Annotated in this window: 16 protein-coding genes; 12 read left to right on the forward strand and 4 right to left on the reverse strand. The window is 64.6% G+C overall.

Features of this window, described 5'->3' with window-relative positions; translation table 11 throughout:
• The first annotated feature begins 8 nt into the window (after window positions 1–8).
• Both kdpE and CAL12_RS21605 read left to right on the forward strand, forming a co-directional pair.
• Window positions 9–701 (forward strand): two-component system response regulator KdpE, encoded by a 693-nt coding sequence (gene kdpE / locus CAL12_RS21600; protein ID WP_086066495.1) that lies wholly within the window; start codon window positions 9–11, stop codon window positions 699–701.
• A 103-nt stretch (window positions 702–804) separates the two neighbouring features.
• A complete protein-coding gene (locus CAL12_RS21605; protein ID WP_232464592.1) occupies window positions 805–1614 on the forward strand; it encodes a TorF family putative porin in 810 nt (269 codons plus the stop codon).
• 10 nt (window positions 1615–1624) lie between these two features.
• Here CAL12_RS21605 and CAL12_RS21610 read toward each other — a convergent pair whose 3' ends face one another.
• Together CAL12_RS21610 and CAL12_RS28155 are read right to left on the reverse strand one after the other, a co-directional pair.
• Window positions 1625–2935 (reverse strand): MFS transporter, encoded by a 1311-nt coding sequence (locus CAL12_RS21610; RefSeq protein ID WP_086066496.1) that lies wholly within the window; start codon window positions 2933–2935, stop codon window positions 1625–1627.
• Between the two features lie 45 nt (window positions 2936–2980).
• A complete protein-coding gene (locus tag CAL12_RS28155; protein WP_157793073.1) occupies window positions 2981–3700 on the reverse strand; it encodes a cupin domain-containing protein in 720 nt (239 codons plus the stop codon).
• A 299-nt stretch (window positions 3701–3999) separates the two neighbouring features.
• Between CAL12_RS28155 and nthA the strand changes: the two genes are divergently transcribed.
• The 9 genes from nthA to dapA all read left to right on the forward strand — a co-directional run bounded on the left by nthA (window position 4000) and on the right by dapA (window position 12589).
• Window positions 4000–4599, forward strand: a complete 600-nt coding sequence (gene nthA / locus CAL12_RS21620) for a nitrile hydratase subunit alpha (protein WP_086066497.1) — start codon at window positions 4000–4002, stop codon at window positions 4597–4599.
• 44 nt (window positions 4600–4643) lie between these two features.
• Window positions 4644–5303, forward strand: coding sequence for a nitrile hydratase subunit beta (gene nthB / locus CAL12_RS21625; protein ID WP_086066498.1), 660 nt, complete (start codon window positions 4644–4646; stop codon window positions 5301–5303).
• Window positions 5300–6517 carry a GTP-binding protein gene (locus tag CAL12_RS21630; protein WP_232464593.1) on the forward strand — a complete coding sequence of 406 codons (1218 nt, stop codon included), beginning with the start codon at window positions 5300–5302 and terminating at the stop codon, window positions 6515–6517. Before nthB ends, CAL12_RS21630 begins: the two co-directional genes overlap by 4 nt.
• 220 nt (window positions 6518–6737) lie before the next feature.
• Window positions 6738–7655: a helix-turn-helix domain-containing protein gene (locus CAL12_RS21635; RefSeq protein WP_198298291.1), complete on the forward strand. Its 918-nt coding sequence runs from the start codon at window positions 6738–6740 to the stop codon at window positions 7653–7655.
• Between the two features lie 127 nt (window positions 7656–7782).
• Window positions 7783–8022 carry a hypothetical protein gene (locus tag CAL12_RS21640; RefSeq protein WP_086066500.1) on the forward strand — a complete coding sequence of 80 codons (240 nt, stop codon included), beginning with the start codon at window positions 7783–7785 and terminating at the stop codon, window positions 8020–8022.
• On the forward strand, window positions 8012–9436 hold the full coding sequence (locus CAL12_RS21645) for an amidase (protein WP_086066501.1): 1425 nt from the start codon (window positions 8012–8014) through the stop codon (window positions 9434–9436). The genes CAL12_RS21640 and CAL12_RS21645 overlap by 11 nt, the downstream gene beginning before the upstream one ends.
• A gap of 101 nt (window positions 9437–9537) precedes the next feature.
• The gene (locus CAL12_RS21650) at window positions 9538–11148 is read left to right on the forward strand and encodes an AMP-binding protein (RefSeq protein ID WP_086066502.1); all 1611 of its coding nucleotides are present in this window, start codon (window positions 9538–9540) and stop codon (window positions 11146–11148) included.
• Window positions 11149–11304: 156 nt separating this feature from the next.
• Window positions 11305–11610 carry a hypothetical protein gene (locus CAL12_RS21655; RefSeq protein WP_157793074.1) on the forward strand — a complete coding sequence of 102 codons (306 nt, stop codon included), beginning with the start codon at window positions 11305–11307 and terminating at the stop codon, window positions 11608–11610.
• 25 nt (window positions 11611–11635) lie between these two features.
• Window positions 11636–12589, forward strand: a complete 954-nt coding sequence (gene dapA, locus CAL12_RS21660; RefSeq protein WP_086068041.1) for a 4-hydroxy-tetrahydrodipicolinate synthase — start codon at window positions 11636–11638, stop codon at window positions 12587–12589.
• Here dapA and CAL12_RS21665 read toward each other — a convergent pair.
• Window positions 12556–13071, reverse strand: coding sequence for a helix-turn-helix domain-containing protein (locus CAL12_RS21665; RefSeq protein ID WP_157793075.1), 516 nt, complete (start codon window positions 13069–13071; stop codon window positions 12556–12558). The two genes, dapA and CAL12_RS21665, sit on opposite strands and share 34 nt — an antisense overlap.
• A gap of 134 nt (window positions 13072–13205) precedes the next feature.
• On the opposite strand from CAL12_RS21665, the gene CAL12_RS21670 reads away from it, so the two are divergent.
• Window positions 13206–13775: a helix-turn-helix domain-containing protein gene (locus CAL12_RS21670; RefSeq protein ID WP_232464594.1), complete on the forward strand. Its 570-nt coding sequence runs from the start codon at window positions 13206–13208 to the stop codon at window positions 13773–13775.
• On the opposite strand, the gene icd is transcribed toward CAL12_RS21670, so the two are convergent.
• On the reverse strand, window positions 13690–14949 hold the full coding sequence (icd, locus tag CAL12_RS21675) for an NADP-dependent isocitrate dehydrogenase (protein WP_086066506.1): 1260 nt from the start codon (window positions 14947–14949) through the stop codon (window positions 13690–13692). The two genes, CAL12_RS21670 and icd, sit on opposite strands and share 86 nt — an antisense overlap.
• Window positions 14950–15047: the final 98 nt, after the last annotated feature.

Genomic DNA, 15047 nt, shown 5'->3' on the forward strand with positions numbered 1-15047 from the left:
GACGGACGATGTTCGACTTCCAACCCACCGTATTGCTTATCGAAGACGATGCCAACATCCGGCGCTTCGTCCGCACCGCCCTGCAGGACGAAGGCTGCGCCGTATTCGAAGCCGAGACCGTGCAGCGCGGCCTGATCGAGGCCGGCACCCGGCAACCGGACGTGGTCATCCTGGACCTTGGCCTGCCCGACGGCGACGGCATGACGCTGATGGGCGAACTGCGCACCTGGACGGAAGTGCCGGTACTGGTGCTGTCCGCGCGGACCGCCGAAACCGACAAGATCGCGGCCCTGGATGCGGGCGCCGACGACTATCTGGTCAAGCCCTTCGGCGTGGGAGAACTGCTGGCGCGGCTGCGCGTGCTGCTGCGCCGCCATGGCCGCGGCGGCGCCGGCAATGCCGCCGAGATCGCCTTCGGCGACGTGCACGTCGACTTTTCCAAGCGCGTCGTGCAACGCAACGGCCAGCACGTCCATCTGACCGGCATGGAGTATCGCCTGCTCGCGGCGCTGATCGCGCATCGCGGCAAGGTGATGACGCATCGCGAGCTGCTGCGCGAGGTGTGGGGACCTTCGCATGTCGAAAGCAATCACTATCTGCGCATCTACATGGGCCACCTGCGGCAAAAGCTGGAGGCCGACCCGGCACAGCCGGCCTTCCTGCTGACCGAGATCGGCGTCGGCTACCGCTTCGCGGGCTAGCTTTATATCGCGCTTACGCCGCCACCCCGTCTTTTGAGCCGGCGTTTACGCGTTTCTCCCTATCGTTGCGCTTCTTTCGCAACGCGCAATACAGGAGAACCGCATGCGCTACGCCAGTCCCCGATCCGCCAGGCATATGCTATTCGCCACCACGGCGCTTGCCGTCGCCGCCGCATGGACGGGCCCCGCCGCGCGCGCGCAAAGCGCGGCCGGCGATCAGTCCGGTGGTGACCAGTCCGCCGCGCCATACAGCCTGACCGCCAACGTCACCCTGGCATCGCAGTACCGCTATCGCGGGCTCATGCAGACCGACAACAAGCCCGCCATCCAGGGCGGCTTCGACTTCAGCCACCAGAGCGGCTTCTACATCGGCAACTGGAACTCGAACATCAGCTGGCTTTCGGACAGCAACTCCGACGTCTCCGCGCCCGTCGAGATGGACTTCTACGGCGGCTATCGCGGCACCTTCACGCAGGACGTGCCGTTCGACTTCGGCGTGCTGAAGTACTATTACCCCGGCGACTATCCCAGCGGCTTCACCAACCCGGACACGACCGAACTGTACGGCAGCGTCGGCTACCGGACGACCACGCTCAAGTATTCGTACGCGGTATCCAACCTGTTCGGCTTCGCCAAGAGCAAGGGCAGCCAGTATTTCGACCTGAGCGGCAATTACGATGTGGGCGTGTGGGGCCTGACGCTGAACACGCACGTCGGCTACCAGTACGTGCGCAACGTCGACAACGCGTCCTACTACGACTGGAAGCTGGGACTGACCAAGGACCTGGGCCAGGGCCTGGGCGTATCGGTGGCTTACATCGACACCAACGCGCATCGCGACGTATATACCAACTCCCAGGACCGGTTCATGGGCCGCGGCACGGTGGTGGCTTCCATCACGAAGACGTTCTGACGGCGCAGGGTCACGGTCGGCTGAGCCGGTTGAGGAATGCCGCCGTGACCGCGCCCACCAGGCAGACCGCTACCAGGAAATAAAGCGGCGCCATGATGTCAACCGCCATCCACAGCGAGATCACGATCGGTGTCAGGCCACCAAAGATCGCATAGGCGAGGTTGTACGAAAAGGAAATTCCGGTGAACCGGATCTCAGGCGGAAAAACCCCGACCATGGCGGAAGGCACGACGCCGATAACGCCCAATGCGGTCCCCGTGATCGCATAAAGCGTCAACCAGGAAGTGGTGCTGGCATTCGGATCCGAGATGCCGCGATAGAAGGCATAGAACGTCATGGCGAGCAGGACGCATCCGACCTGCAGGACCCGGCGCTGGCCGAATCGGTCGGCCAGCATCCCCGCCACCGCGCAGGCGAGCGTCAGGCAAAAGGTCGCGATACTGCTGCCGACGAGGGCCGTTGTCGCGTCGACGTGAAAGCTCTTCTGCATCAGGATCGGCATCATCAGCACGATCACGATGATCGCGCCCGCCAGCAGGGACGTCAGCAACATCGAAACCGCTACCTGCGCACGGTACTGCCGCAGGACGGTCTTGACCGGCATCTCCTTTGCCAGCTGCTTATTGCGCTTGATCTCGTCGAATACGGGGGTCTCTTCCAGCCACCTGCGCAGGTACACGGAAACCAGGCCGAACACGCCGCCGATCAGGAAGGGGATGCGCCAACCGAAGTCCCGCACATCGGCCGGTGTGAAGTGGGCGTTGATCGCGGTGGCCACCAGCGAGCCCAGCAGGATGCCCGCCGTCAGGCCCCCGGTCAGCGTGCCGCAGGCCAGGCCCGTGCGGCCGCGAGATACATGTTCGGCCACGAACACCCAGGCGCCGGGCACTTCGCCACCGATGGCGGCGCCTTGCAACAGGCGCATCAGCAACAGCAGGATGGGCGCGGCGACGCCCAGCTCAGCGTAAGTGGGCAGGAGCCCGACCGCCATCGTCGGGATCGACATCAGCATGACGCTCAGGACAAACATCTTCTTCCGGCCCAGGATATCGCCGAAATGCGCGAGCACCAGTCCGCCCAGCGGACGGATCAGGTAGCCAGCCGCGAAGATGGCAAAGGTTTGCAGCTGGCGCAACCAACCGGGAATTCCGGGCGGAAAAAACAGGTCGCCCAGGACAGCGGTGAAGAACACGAAGATCACGAAGTCATAGAACTCCAGCGTGCCGCCCAGGGCGGACAAGGCAAGCGTCTTGTAGTCCCTCGCCTTCAGTGCTTGAGACGGGCGTGGCTGATCCAGCGCCACTGCGCTCGGGCTTTGCATGATTTTCCCCTTGAGAATGTTTGCCGGCTGACCGATGCCTGCCGGCTATTCAGCTACGTAGTTGTAGGCGCCTACGCCCTGCACGATGAGCATCTCGCACGGCCGCCCGGCCTCTCCCGACACGAAGTGGGCCACGCCCGGCGGCACGGTATGGCTATCGCCCGGGTCAAGCAGGACGATCCGGTCGGGCGCACGCGTCGCGATACGCAGGCGTCCCGACAGGCAGAAGAATGCGTCGCTGATGTTGTCGTGGGAATGCCACGGCACGCATTGCGACGGCCCATGCCCCTGGGCGATCAGGCGGATCGCCGGGGCCGTGAAAAGCACGTCCATACGGGAAAACCCCGCCGTGAACGCTTCGTAAGCTTCGGCGGCCGGCGCCTGCGCCACGCATACGTCCAGATCCATGCGGTCAAAACACACGTCCAGGGTAGCTGCGTCAGCGGGGTAGGCGGCGAGCGATTCGCCATACTCGAAAACGACGCATACGCTTGCCGCCCCCGATACCGAATACATCGTCATGGCGACGCCGGCGGGCACCGCGTAGCTTTGCCCTGGCCGGAGGATGCAGCGGAAGGGCGGCTTCTTGATCTGCACCGCGATACTGCCCGACGCGCAGAAAAACAGCGTGGAAGACGCGCGTTTCACATGCCATGGCACACCGGGCGCCTCGACCGCCGCGAGGCGGCGCGCCAGGAAGCCAGGCGTCTGCGCTATTACCGTGGCTCCAAAATAGGGATCGATGGCTGTGGTGGCGTTTTCCATATGTCTGCATGACCGGGAAAGGGACGAAACAGCATAGTCCCGCCGGGGCAGCGCAGCTTGTGCCCGCGCGCCATGCCACTATGCCCGGACTGCCAGAAGTTGGCGGCGCCATACAACATCGCTGGCGCTGCCAGACAACCGCTGCCCGGCGCACTTCGCTACGATACTTACGGTCGGTCGCGGCTGCTTCGGCCAATGTCATCCGGCAACCCGCGAAAGGGACCGGCACGGCCGACCCGGGCGCGCCCCGGGAGCCGACCGCATGCTCCCCCTGAATGACTCTCGCCAGGAGATCCTCCATGAGTGACAACGCCGTCCGCCAGCCCGAGGCCACGCCATCCGAACGGGCGCGAGCGCTATACAACGTGCTCAAAGACAAGAGCCTGATCCCCGAGAACTTCATCGAAGACTTCACCAGAAAGATGGAGCACGATTGGGATCCGGCCAACGGGGCCAAGGTAGTGGCCCGTGCCTGGGTCGATCCCGAATTCCGCGCCCTGCTCCTGCGCGATGGCACGGCGGCTTGCGAGCAGTTCGGCTACACCGGTCCGCAAGGCGAATATATCGTCGCGCTGGAAAATACCCCGACTCTGCAGAACGTCATCGTATGCAGCCTGTGCTCGTGTACGAACTGGCCGGTCCTGGGTCTGCCCCCGGAGTGGTACAAGAGCTTCGAGTATCGGGCCCGGCTGGTCCGCGAGGGGCGCACGGTGTTGCGCGAACTGGGCGAGGACCTGCCCGCCGATGTCACGGTACAGGTGTGGGACACGACGGCTGAAACGCGCTACATGGTACTGCCCGTGCGGCCCGCCGGAACGCAGCACATGAGCGAAGCCGAGCTGGCGAAACTCGTGACCAAGGACGTATTGATCGGCGTCGCACGGCCCGTCGCGCCCTGAACAACGGCACCGCCCCCCAACACACGCACAGCACAGGATTGATTATGGACGGCATCCATGACCTAGGCGGCAAGCAGGGATTCGGCAGAGTTCCTCATACCAACAACAGCCTCAGCTACAAGCCCGTTTTCCACGAAGACTGGGAACACCTCGCTTACAGCCTGCTGTTCCTGGCGGCCGACAGGCTCAAGAATTTCAGCGTCGACGAGTTGCGCCATGCGATCGAACGGATGGACGCGCGACATTATTTCGCATCGCCCTACTACGATCGCATCGTTATCGGCACCGCCACGCTGCTGGTCGAAAACGGCGTGATCACCCATGAAGAACTCGAGCGGTACCTGGGGAAGGAATTCAAGCTGGCACGTCCTTATTCTTCGGAGGGGCGCCAGACACGGCCGACCCGGAAACCGTTCGAGGTCGGGGACCGCGTGCAGGTTCGCGACGAGTACGTGCCGGGCCATATACGCATGCCAGGCTACGTGCGCGGCAAACAGGGCGTGATCCTGCACAGGACGACGCATAAGTGGCCGTTTCCGGACTCGATCGGGCACGGAAAAGAAGCGTTGATGGAACCGACCTATCACGTTCGGTTCAAGGTGACGGACCTGTGGGGCACGGCCGCGGACGACGGTTTCGTGGTGGTCGACCTGTTCGAGGGATATCTGGACAAGGTCCTCGGATCCGGCGCAACCACCTCTTGAATACGCCCATCAGACTTCCCGTGACGGTGTTTTCCGGCTTCCTTGGGGCCGGAAAGACGACCTTGCTCAATCATGTCCTGCGCAACCGCGAGAACATGAAGGTCGCCGTCATCGTCAACGACATGAGCGAGATCAATATCGATGGCGAAGCCGTGCAGCACGGCGTCACCCTGAACCGCGCCACGGAACGGCTCATTGAAATGAGCAACGGCTGCATATGCTGCACACTCCGGGCGGATCTGCTGGAGCAGATCGCCGAACTGGCCCGGCAGCAGCGCTTCGATTATCTGCTTATCGAATCGACAGGGATTTCCGAGCCGATGCCGGTGGCCGAAACTTTCGCTTTCCTGGATGCGAACGGCTTCAGCCTGGCCGAACTGGCGCGGCTCGATACGATGGTGACGGTCGTGGACGGCGCCAATTTCGAGGCAATGCTGGCCCACCATGGGAAAGTCGATCGTGGCGCGCACGCGGCGGCAGACGCGCAAGCGACCCGCAGCCTGTCGGACCTGTTGACCGAACAGGTCGAATACGCGGACGTCATACTCATCAGCAAGACGGACCTGATGCGTGACGCCGACCTGCGTAGCCTCGAAGCGGTCCTGCATGCGCTGAATCCGCGCGCGGAAATCCTGCCGGTCCGCCACGGAGAAGTTCCGCTCGGTTCGATATTGAACACGTCCCGATTCGATCTGGCCTCGCTGGCGGCCTCCCCCGGCTGGATGCGGCAACTGGATGCGCACGATGGGTCGTCGGAAGCCGACACCTATGGCGTTTCCTCATATGCCTATCGGAGCCGGTCGCCGTTCCACCCCGGGCGCCTGCATGGATTCCTGCACCGTAGCTGGACCAATGGCACGCTGCTGCGCTGCAAGGGCTACTTCTGGGTAGCCAATCGATATACGGAAATCGGTGTGCTGGCGCAGACGGGCGGCACCTTCCAGTGGGGATTTACGGGACGGTGGTGGAACTTCATCGCTCGGGACGGCTGGCCGCGCGACGCCTACCGGCGCGACGCCATCCTGCGGAAATGGGACGATTCCGTGGGCGACTGCCGGCAGGAGCTCGTCTTCATCGGAAAGGATATCGATACGGCGCGATTGCAGGCGGACCTGGACGCCTGCCTGCTCACACAGGCCGAAATCCTCCAAGGTCCGCCGTCCTGGCGCGCCCTGCCGGGCGCGGAGGCGCTCTCGGCGGGTGCGGCGAGCTGAAGCAGCCCGCCGCACCGTTCCCCTTATCTCCCCATATCCATCCAAACTTTCCCTGGGCTGTCGCCCCCTGGTCACCGTACTTACCCGGATTCTCTTGTCGACAATCCGCCAGTACGCTCCTTTCGTGCCATCGGCAGGCCGGCGGGGGCCAGGAGAATGAAGGCTGCATAACCCGCGAGATCGATGTCAGGGGAAAAAGATGCAATACGACATCTCCACAATGGATGTAACGCCAGAGCAAAGATTCGAATACTGGAAGGACGAGGTGTGCAGGCACTGCATTCCGGCCGCCAGCAACTCCGACCATCGCCAGCGGTTCGACGCGACCTTGTCAGGGCGCACCGTGGGTGCCCTGTCGATCAGCGAGATGAGCGCGCCCGAACACCGCTGGGACCGTGACGCCCATTACCTGCGGACCCGGCCCATCGACGATTACTGGCTCGCCTATATGGATTCGGGCTACGGGCACCTGACGCAGAACGGACGCAGCGTGGTGCAGCGGACAGGCGACATCGTCCTTTACGACGCGGCGCGCCCCTTCAGCTTCACGCTTACGCCGGATTCCGTCTTCATCATGAGTATTCCGCGCGCATTGCTGCTCCATCGCGTGCCCTATGCGGACAAACTGGTCGCCACCCGGCTTGGAGAAGGCCTGGACATCACGCGGGTGCTCGGCAGCATGATCAAGGAAATCGCCCGGTCCGACGCCTTGTCGCAACTGCCGCGAGCCGGAACCCGCGCGGTCAGTTCGCTGCTTGATCTGCTGGCGGCGACCGTGGATGTACAGACCAGTGGTACGACCAGGCCGTATACGGCCCAGTCCGCGCTGTACGAACGCGCGATTGCCTATGCCGAACAGCACTTGGGCGATCCTTCGCTGGACGTCGAAACACTCGCCAATTCACAACATGTTTCCACGCGCACGCTGGCCCGGGTCTTCGCCGCCCACGGCACCACGCCCATGCGCTGGGTCTGGCAGCGGCGCCTGGAGGCCAGCCATTGCGCGCTGGTGGAGGGCACCGCCCGCAACGTGACGGATGCCGCCATGAGCTACGGTTTCTGTGACCTTTCCCATTTCAGCAGGGCGTACAAGCGTATCTACGGCGTCTCTCCACAGACGATCATCCGGAAGTCCTGAACGCCCCGCGCCCCGGCCATGGCATTCGAACCTTGTCACGGCCAGCACAGTCATTGACGCTGCGAGACAAGCGCCCGCTTGCCGGCGTGCCTATCTTGTTGGTTCTGCCCCGTCAGGATCAACAATCATGGAATCTCCCTCCAAGCGTGGCTTGTCTTCCGTGGACAGGATCGTCATCCTCGCCGGTCAGGCCGGGCTGACGCTGGACGCGGAACGCGCGCAGGCCGTCGCCGCGGTGCTGGATGCATGGGTGCCGGCCGCGAATCGCCTGTCGGAACGCATGAGCAATGTCGGCCATGCCGCGCTGCAACCGGTAACGGCGTTCCTGCATGCCCATTCCCGCGAGGGAGACAGCAATGAGGGCTGACTTCCTTGATCTCGGCATCGCGGAGACAGCCCGGCTATTGCGCAAGGGCGAACTTTCGCCGGTCCGGATCGTCGAGGCTGCGCTGGAACGCATCGCGGCAGGCGATGCCGTCTTGAGGTCGTTCATCACCGTGTTCGACGAGCAGGCCATGGCCGTGGCCCGCGCGTCCGAGACGATGCTGCGCGCCGGCCACGATCTTGGGCCACTGCATGGAATACCGATCGCGCTGAAGGACAATATCGCGACCGCCGGCGGGCGCACGACCGCGGGCAGCAAGGTGCTCGCGGACTGGATACCGACCGAGGATGCGACCATCGTGCGCCGCCTGCGCCGGGCGGGCGCCATCGTGCTGGGCAAGACCAATATGCATGAATTCGCGTGGGGCGGCACCTCGGCCAACCCCCATTACGGAAACGTGCGCAACCCGTGGGATCCCGCCCGCTTTCCAGCAGGCTCCAGTGGCGGATCGGCCGTCGCCGTCGCGGCGCGGTTCTGCCATTGCGCCATCGGCACCGATACGGGAGGATCGATCCGCCTGCCGTCCGCCGTCAACGGCACGGTCGGCATCCGGCCGACCTATGGCCGGGTAAGCAACCACGGCATCGTGCCACTGGCCTGGTCGATGGATACCGCCGGCCCCATCACACGCACCGTCGAGGATTGTGAGCTGGTATTCGACGCGATCGCCGGCTTCGATCCGCGCGATCCCGCGTCCGTGCGACATCCCGTCAACCGGATGTCCAACAAGTCGGACGTCGATCTGCGCGGCCTGCGCGTGGGTATCGTGCCGGGTTACTTCTTCCATCACCTGCAGTCCGCGGTGGAGAACGCCGTGCGCGGCGCGCTGGACGTCCTGGTCAGCCTGGGAGCCACCATCGAGGACGTCGCGATTGCGAGCATCGAAGGAAATATATCCGCACAACTGACCATCGAGTCCGCCGAACCGAGCACCTATCATCAGCGCAACCTGCGCGAACGGCCCGGCGATTATGGCGACGATGTGCGCACGCTGCTGGAAGCGGGTGAGATGATGCTGGCCACGCATTACCTGCAAGCGCAACGCTATCGCGCGCTGCTGCGCGCCGAATTTCTCGAGGCGTTCGAGCGGGTCGACGTCTTCGTCTGCCCTACCCTGCCGTTCACGGCGACGAAGGTAGGAGAGACCCGCGTCGTCATTGACGATGGCGAGCCGGAAGACATGCTGTCCGCGATCATGCAATTCACCGGGATCGCCAGCCTGACGGGCTTCCCGTCCTTGAATGTTCCTTGTGGCTTCGACGGCGATGGCCTGCCGGTCGGCATGCAGATCATCGGGAGGCCGTTCAGCGAAGCGCATCTGTTCCGCGTTGGCCGCGCTTTCCAACAGGCCACGTCCCATCATGAGCGCTCACCGGACGAAACGCCATGGACGTAGGCGGGCATGCCGGACGGCGCTTTGCCCATGCCGGTGCCTGGGACGGCAGATAACCGGGCAGACGGCCGCCTGATGGCGTCGCCCCATGACGACAATGAGACATGACTAAACCGACGCCGCATTGGGCCATACCCGTCCATTTCAATATTGCCCAGGATGTCTGCGACAAGTGGGCGCAGGCCACGCCGGACGCCGTCGCCCTGATCTATCAGGACCCCGATGGGACGCCGCACCGCTATACCTTCCGCGACTTGCAACGGCTTTCGTGCCAGGCGGCCGCCCTTTTCGAAAGCCAGGGCGTGCAGCACGGCGACCGCATTGCCGTGCTGCTGCCACAGTGTCCGCAGACCGCCATCACGCACCTGGGCGCCTACAGGCTCGGCGCCATCGCCGTGCCGCTTTTCACGTTATTTGGTGACGACGCGCTGCTGCACCGGCTCGCCGACAGCGGCGCGAAACTGCTGGTCACGGACGCCGCAGGCGCTGAACGCGTCAATGCCATCCGCGCTCGGCTCCCGGATCTGGCCACGGTACTGGTGGTCGAGCATGGCGATCCGGCACGGGATTTCGACCGGCTGGTGGCCGCCATGCCGACCGGTTTCGCGACGCGAAACACCCTGGCGGAAACACCGGCGTTGATCATCTATACATCCGGCACGACGGGCAAGGCCAAGGGCGCGCTGCACGCCCATCGAACCCTGCTGGGGCATCTGCCGGGCGTCGAGTTGTCCCATGGGGGCCGCATCGCCGCTTCGGACGTCTTCTGGACACCGGCTGACTGGGCATGGATCGGCGGTCTGCTGGACGTCCTGCTGCCAGCCTGGCACTTCGGCGCCACGGTGGTCGCCTGCCGCTTCGCCAAGTTCGATGTGGTCGATACGTTCGACCTGATGCACCGCTACGGGGTAAATCGCGTGTTCCTGCCGCCGACCGCCTTGAGGCTGATGCGGTCCGCCACGCAAAGGGACCCCACCCTGCGCGCCCGGCTGGAATCGGTCGCCAGCGGAGGTGAATCCCTGGGCGCCGAGCTGCAGGCATGGGCGCGTGACGTCCTGGGCGTCACGATCAATGAGTTCTATGGCCAGACAGAGTGCAATATGGTGGTGTCCTCGTGCGCGGCCTTGTTCGAGACGAAACCCGGCTTCATGGGACGTCCCGTGCCGGGCCACGACGTGCGCATCATCGACGATCATGGCATCGAAGTGCCGCCGGGCACGCATGGCCATATCGCGGTCAGGACACCGGATCCCGTCATGTTCCTGCACTACTGGAACAATCCCGAAGCCACGGCCGCCAAATTCCTGAACGGATGGCTGCTGACCGGCGACCTGGGATTCCAGGATACCGAGCGCTACATCAAGTTCGTCGGGCGCGACGACGACGTCATCACCAGCGCGGGCTACCGTATCGGCCCAGGCCCCATCGAAGACTGCCTCGCCAGCCATCCCGCGGTGAAACTCGCAGCAGTGATCGGGACGCCCGACGAGACGCGCACCGAGATCGTCAAGGCATTCGTGGTGCTTGAAGACGGAATCGAACCGGATGCGGAATTGACACGCCAATTGCAGGACCACGTGCGCACGAAGGTCGGCGCTCACGAGTACCCGCGCGCGGTCGAATACCTGGACGCACTGCCCATGACCTCCACTGGAAAGATCATGCGAGCCAAGTTGCGCGATCGCCCTGTCCAAGGCTTGCCGAACGCGCGTTGATACCGCCTTTACGGGCGACAGGCGGTTTTTTGCGCCCGGTTTATACCGGCCCGCCTATAGTCAAAGCGTTATCAACGATGGCACGCACCGGCCGCAAGGCGGGACGTGCACGACACCATGCCGGAACGCCCCGTTCGCGAACATACTGCCCATACCATGCACTCGAGCCGGGAAGCCGGCCGCCCGGCCGGGGCCACGCCTGCCTGCGCCGATACCCCCTACAGCCTGACGCTGCGCGTGCGCGGCGACGACGGCGCCCAGGCACGTGCACGCCTGGAAGACCTGCTTGGCGACATGCCGGGCCTGCGCATCCTGACGGTCTGCCGTCACCGCGGCGTCGTCACGCTGGCGCTGCAGGCGCCACGCGAAGAACTGGACCCCATGCTGCATCGGATCATGATGAACGTCATGGACGCCGAGCTCGGTCCCATCCAGCCCGCCGCCCTGGCGGCCGTGCATTGATACCATGGACCTGGGGGACAACGCTATGTCCGCGACAGTTTCGGCAACCGCCACGCGTTTCGACGGTATCTGGCTACCCATGGTCACGCCGCTGCGGCAAGGACGGGTGGACCTTCGGGCGGCGCAGCGGCTGGCGAGCCGCTACCGCGAGGCCGGCGTATCCGGCCTGGTGCTATTCGGTTCGACCGGAGAAGGGAATCTCCTGACGCTGAGCGAGAAGATCGAGATGATCCACGCGATCCGCGACGATGCGCACGCGCTGCCCATCATGATCGGCGCCGGCGGCGTCGACACGAACGGCGTGGCCGCGGCCATCCGGCGCCTGGACACGACCCATCCGGCCGGCTACCTGGTGCCGCCGCCGTACTACTTGTGCCCGTCGCAGGCGGGCATCATGTGGCACTACCGCCAGATCGCCTGGGCGACCGACCGGCCCCTGGTGCTGTACAACATCCCCAAGCGCACGGGCGTGCAGATGACGGTGGAAACCATGGAAGCGCTCGCCAGCTGCCCCACCATCGTCGCCGTCAAGGAGTGCCATCCGGCGGTGTTGCAGACCCTGCGCCAGCGCGGCCGGATCGCCGCCTTGTGCGGGGAGGACAAGGCATTGCTGGCGCATTTCAGCGCCGGCGGCAGCGGCGCCATCCCGGCGTCCGCCCACGTCCGGCCCGACCTTTTCGTGCGCATGATGCGGCTGGCGCAGGCCGGCCATGCCGACGCGGCGCGCGAGCTCCATGACGCCTTGTCGCCCTTGATCCGCCTGTTGTTCGCCGAACCCAATCCGGCGCCGGTCAAGAAAGCGCTGGCCATGGAAGGGCTGATCGACGATGAATTGCGCATGCCGCTGACGCCGGCCAGCCGCGCGCTGGCGACCCGCCTGCAGCGGGTCATCGCACGGTTGCCGGCGCCCACGCGCAATACGGCATCGGCGGCGCGATCCGCGGACTACTCCGCCGCCGCGTCCTCGGTGAACATATAGCCCCAGCGGCGCACCGATCGCAGTGGCAGCGGCATGCCCGTCGCCTGCGCCTTGCGCCGCAGGCGGCTGACCATGACGTCCACGCCCCGCGGCGAGGTCGCCGATTTGTCGCCGGCGTCGCCGCGGCCCGCCGCCAGCGACCCCAGCTCATTGCGCGCCAGGCTGTGGTTGGGGGCGCTGAACAAGGCCAGCATGAAGAGCCTCTCCAGCGTGGTCAGCGCCAGGCGCTGGCCTTGGGGCGAGACCAGCGTCCAGCCGCCTTCGCGCAGGCGCCAGCCCGGGGCCATGGGCTCCGCGGCCATGGAAGGCCCCGGCAAGGCCGTGCGAGCGGCGGGCGCCACCCGCGCGACGTCATCCAGTTCGCCGGCACGGGACAGCCATGCGGACAGTTCCTGGACCGTGGACGTCAGCCTGCGCAAGTCGGCTTCAAGCTGGATAAGCGTGGCTTGCAATTCACGCTTGGGGAGAGTTAGGGAGGTCACAATCGGTTCTTACCTGAACGGTCAGATCCCATCCTCGAAAGGCGGACCTGGACGATCTCCAAGGACGTTTCATTCCCAGAGACGTTATGTATCACACAGATACATTATTACAAAGCTCTTGACTTTGTGGCACTATGAAACTCTTAGGGAGCCCCGGCACGAAATCGAAGACCATCGCCGGATCAGATAGGACGTTCCAATCCATGCTAACCAGCAGGTTAAAAGAGGCACGACTGCGCGCGGGCCTTTCCCAGGAAAGGCTGGGTACGCTTGCGGGATTGGATGAAATGTCGGCAAGCTCGCGCATGAACCAATACGAGCGCGGCAAGCATACGCCCGGCTTTTTCCTGATTGAGCGGCTGGCCCAGGCCTTGAACATGCCGGCGCCCTGGTTCTACACCCGCGACGACGACATGGCCGAACTGCTGGTGGCCTATCACACCCTGTCCGCCGAGCAGAAGGAAAAGGCGCTGGCCTACCTGCGGGAACTCGCCGGCGCGGAAAACGCGGCGGCGGCCCGGGGCGACAGCGGCGAAGGCACCGCGACCGGCGCCGTGGACGGCGTAGCGCTGCCGGATCAGCCCGGCGCGCCCGGGTCGGCCGACCTGGCCGAAGCCGTCACATATTCTCGATCATCACCCGGCCAAACCCGGAACAGGACACCTGCTCCGCGCCCTTCATCAGACGGGCGAAATCGAAAGTGACCTGCTTGGCCAGGATCGCCTTTTCCATGCTGACGATGATCAGGTCGGCGGCCTCGACCCAGCCCAGATGCCGCAGCATCATCGCGGCGGCCAGGATTTCCGAACCCGGGTTGACGTAGTCCTTGCCGGCGTACTTGGGCGCGGTGCCGTGCGTGGCTTCGAACATCGCCACCGAATCGGACATATTGGCGCCCGGCGTGATCCCGATGCCGCCCACCTGCGCCGCCACCGCCGCGGAAATATAGTCGCCGTTCAGATTCAGCGTGGCGATGACGTCGAATTCGCCGGGCCGCAGCATGGATTGCTGAAGGAAGGCATCCGCCATGATGTCCTTGGCGACGATCTCGCGCCCCGACTTCGGATTCTTGAAGCGGCACCACGGGCCGCCATCGATCTGCACCGCGTCGAATTCATCGCGCAGCAACTCGTAGCCCCAGTCGCGGAAGCCGCCCTCGGTGTACGTCATGATGTTGCCCTTGTGCACCAGCGTCAGGGTCGCGCGGTCATGATCGATGGCGTATTGGGCGGCCTTGCGCACCAGGCGCCGCGTCCCTTCGCGCGACACCGGCTTGATGCCGATGGCCGAGCTGTCGGGAAAGCGCAGATGGCGGGAATGCACGTGGTTCTGCAGGAAATCCACCAGTTCGCGCGCCTGGGGAGAGCCGGCGGGGAACTCGATGCCGGCGTAGATATCCTCGGAGTTCTCGCGGAAGATGACCATGTCGGTCTTTTCCGGTTCGCGCAGCGGCGCCGGCACGCCACGGAAATAGCGCGCGGGGCGCAGGCAGACGTACAGGTCCAGTTCCTGCCGCAGCGCGACATTCAGCGAACGCACGCCGCCGTCCATCCTGGCGGCCGCCAGCGGGCCCTTGATGGATACCACGTAGTCACGCACCGCCTGCAGGGTTTCTTCCGGCAGCCAGGCGTCCGGGCCGTAAACGCGGGTGGCCTTTTCGCCGGCGTAGACTTCCATCCAATGGATGCGCCGCCGTGCGCCGTAGCTTTTTTCCACCGCCGCGTCCACCACCGAGATCATGACGGGCGTGATGTCGACGCCGACCCCGTCCCCCTGGATATAGGGGATGATGGGCTGATCCGGCACGTTCAACGTGAAATCCGCATTGACCGTGATTTTCTGCCCCTCCGAGGGAGCCTGGATATGCTGGTACGACATGGATGCTCCGAAGCCTGCTGGCACGTGCCCGCCATTCTATATCCGCAAGCCGGCGGGCGCGGGAATGACAATTCGACGAGTAGGTAGAATAACGGGTT

Source organism: Bordetella genomosp. 8 (genome assembly GCF_002119685.1).
Taxonomy (GTDB): domain Bacteria; phylum Pseudomonadota; class Gammaproteobacteria; order Burkholderiales; family Burkholderiaceae_B; genus Bordetella_C.

What these genes read in the sequence shown, in the direction of transcription:
- kdpE (WP_086066495.1), top strand. Translation starts at nt 9, where the DNA reads ATGTTCGACTTCCAACCCACCGTATTGCTTATCGAAGACGATGCCAAC.
- CAL12_RS21605 (WP_232464592.1), top strand. Translation starts at nt 805, where the DNA reads ATGCGCTACGCCAGTCCCCGATCCGCCAGGCATATGCTATTCGCCACC.
- CAL12_RS21610 (WP_086066496.1), bottom strand. Translation starts at nt 2,935, where the DNA reads ATGCAAAGCCCGAGCGCAGTGGCGCTGGATCAGCCACGCCCGTCTCAA.
- CAL12_RS28155 (WP_157793073.1), bottom strand. Translation starts at nt 3,700, where the DNA reads ATGGAAAACGCCACCACAGCCATCGATCCCTATTTTGGAGCCACGGTA.
- nthA (WP_086066497.1), top strand. Translation starts at nt 4,000, where the DNA reads ATGAGTGACAACGCCGTCCGCCAGCCCGAGGCCACGCCATCCGAACGG.
- nthB (WP_086066498.1), top strand. Translation starts at nt 4,644, where the DNA reads ATGGACGGCATCCATGACCTAGGCGGCAAGCAGGGATTCGGCAGAGTT.
- CAL12_RS21635 (WP_198298291.1), top strand. Translation starts at nt 6,738, where the DNA reads ATGGATGTAACGCCAGAGCAAAGATTCGAATACTGGAAGGACGAGGTG.
- CAL12_RS21640 (WP_086066500.1), top strand. Translation starts at nt 7,783, where the DNA reads ATGGAATCTCCCTCCAAGCGTGGCTTGTCTTCCGTGGACAGGATCGTC.
- CAL12_RS21645 (WP_086066501.1), top strand. Translation starts at nt 8,012, where the DNA reads ATGAGGGCTGACTTCCTTGATCTCGGCATCGCGGAGACAGCCCGGCTA.
- CAL12_RS21650 (WP_086066502.1), top strand. Translation starts at nt 9,538, where the DNA reads ATGACTAAACCGACGCCGCATTGGGCCATACCCGTCCATTTCAATATT.
- CAL12_RS21655 (WP_157793074.1), top strand. Translation starts at nt 11,305, where the DNA reads ATGCACTCGAGCCGGGAAGCCGGCCGCCCGGCCGGGGCCACGCCTGCC.
- dapA (WP_086068041.1), top strand. Translation starts at nt 11,636, where the DNA reads ATGTCCGCGACAGTTTCGGCAACCGCCACGCGTTTCGACGGTATCTGG.
- CAL12_RS21670 (WP_232464594.1), top strand. Translation starts at nt 13,206, where the DNA reads ATGAAACTCTTAGGGAGCCCCGGCACGAAATCGAAGACCATCGCCGGA.
- icd (WP_086066506.1), bottom strand. Translation starts at nt 14,949, where the DNA reads ATGTCGTACCAGCATATCCAGGCTCCCTCGGAGGGGCAGAAAATCACG.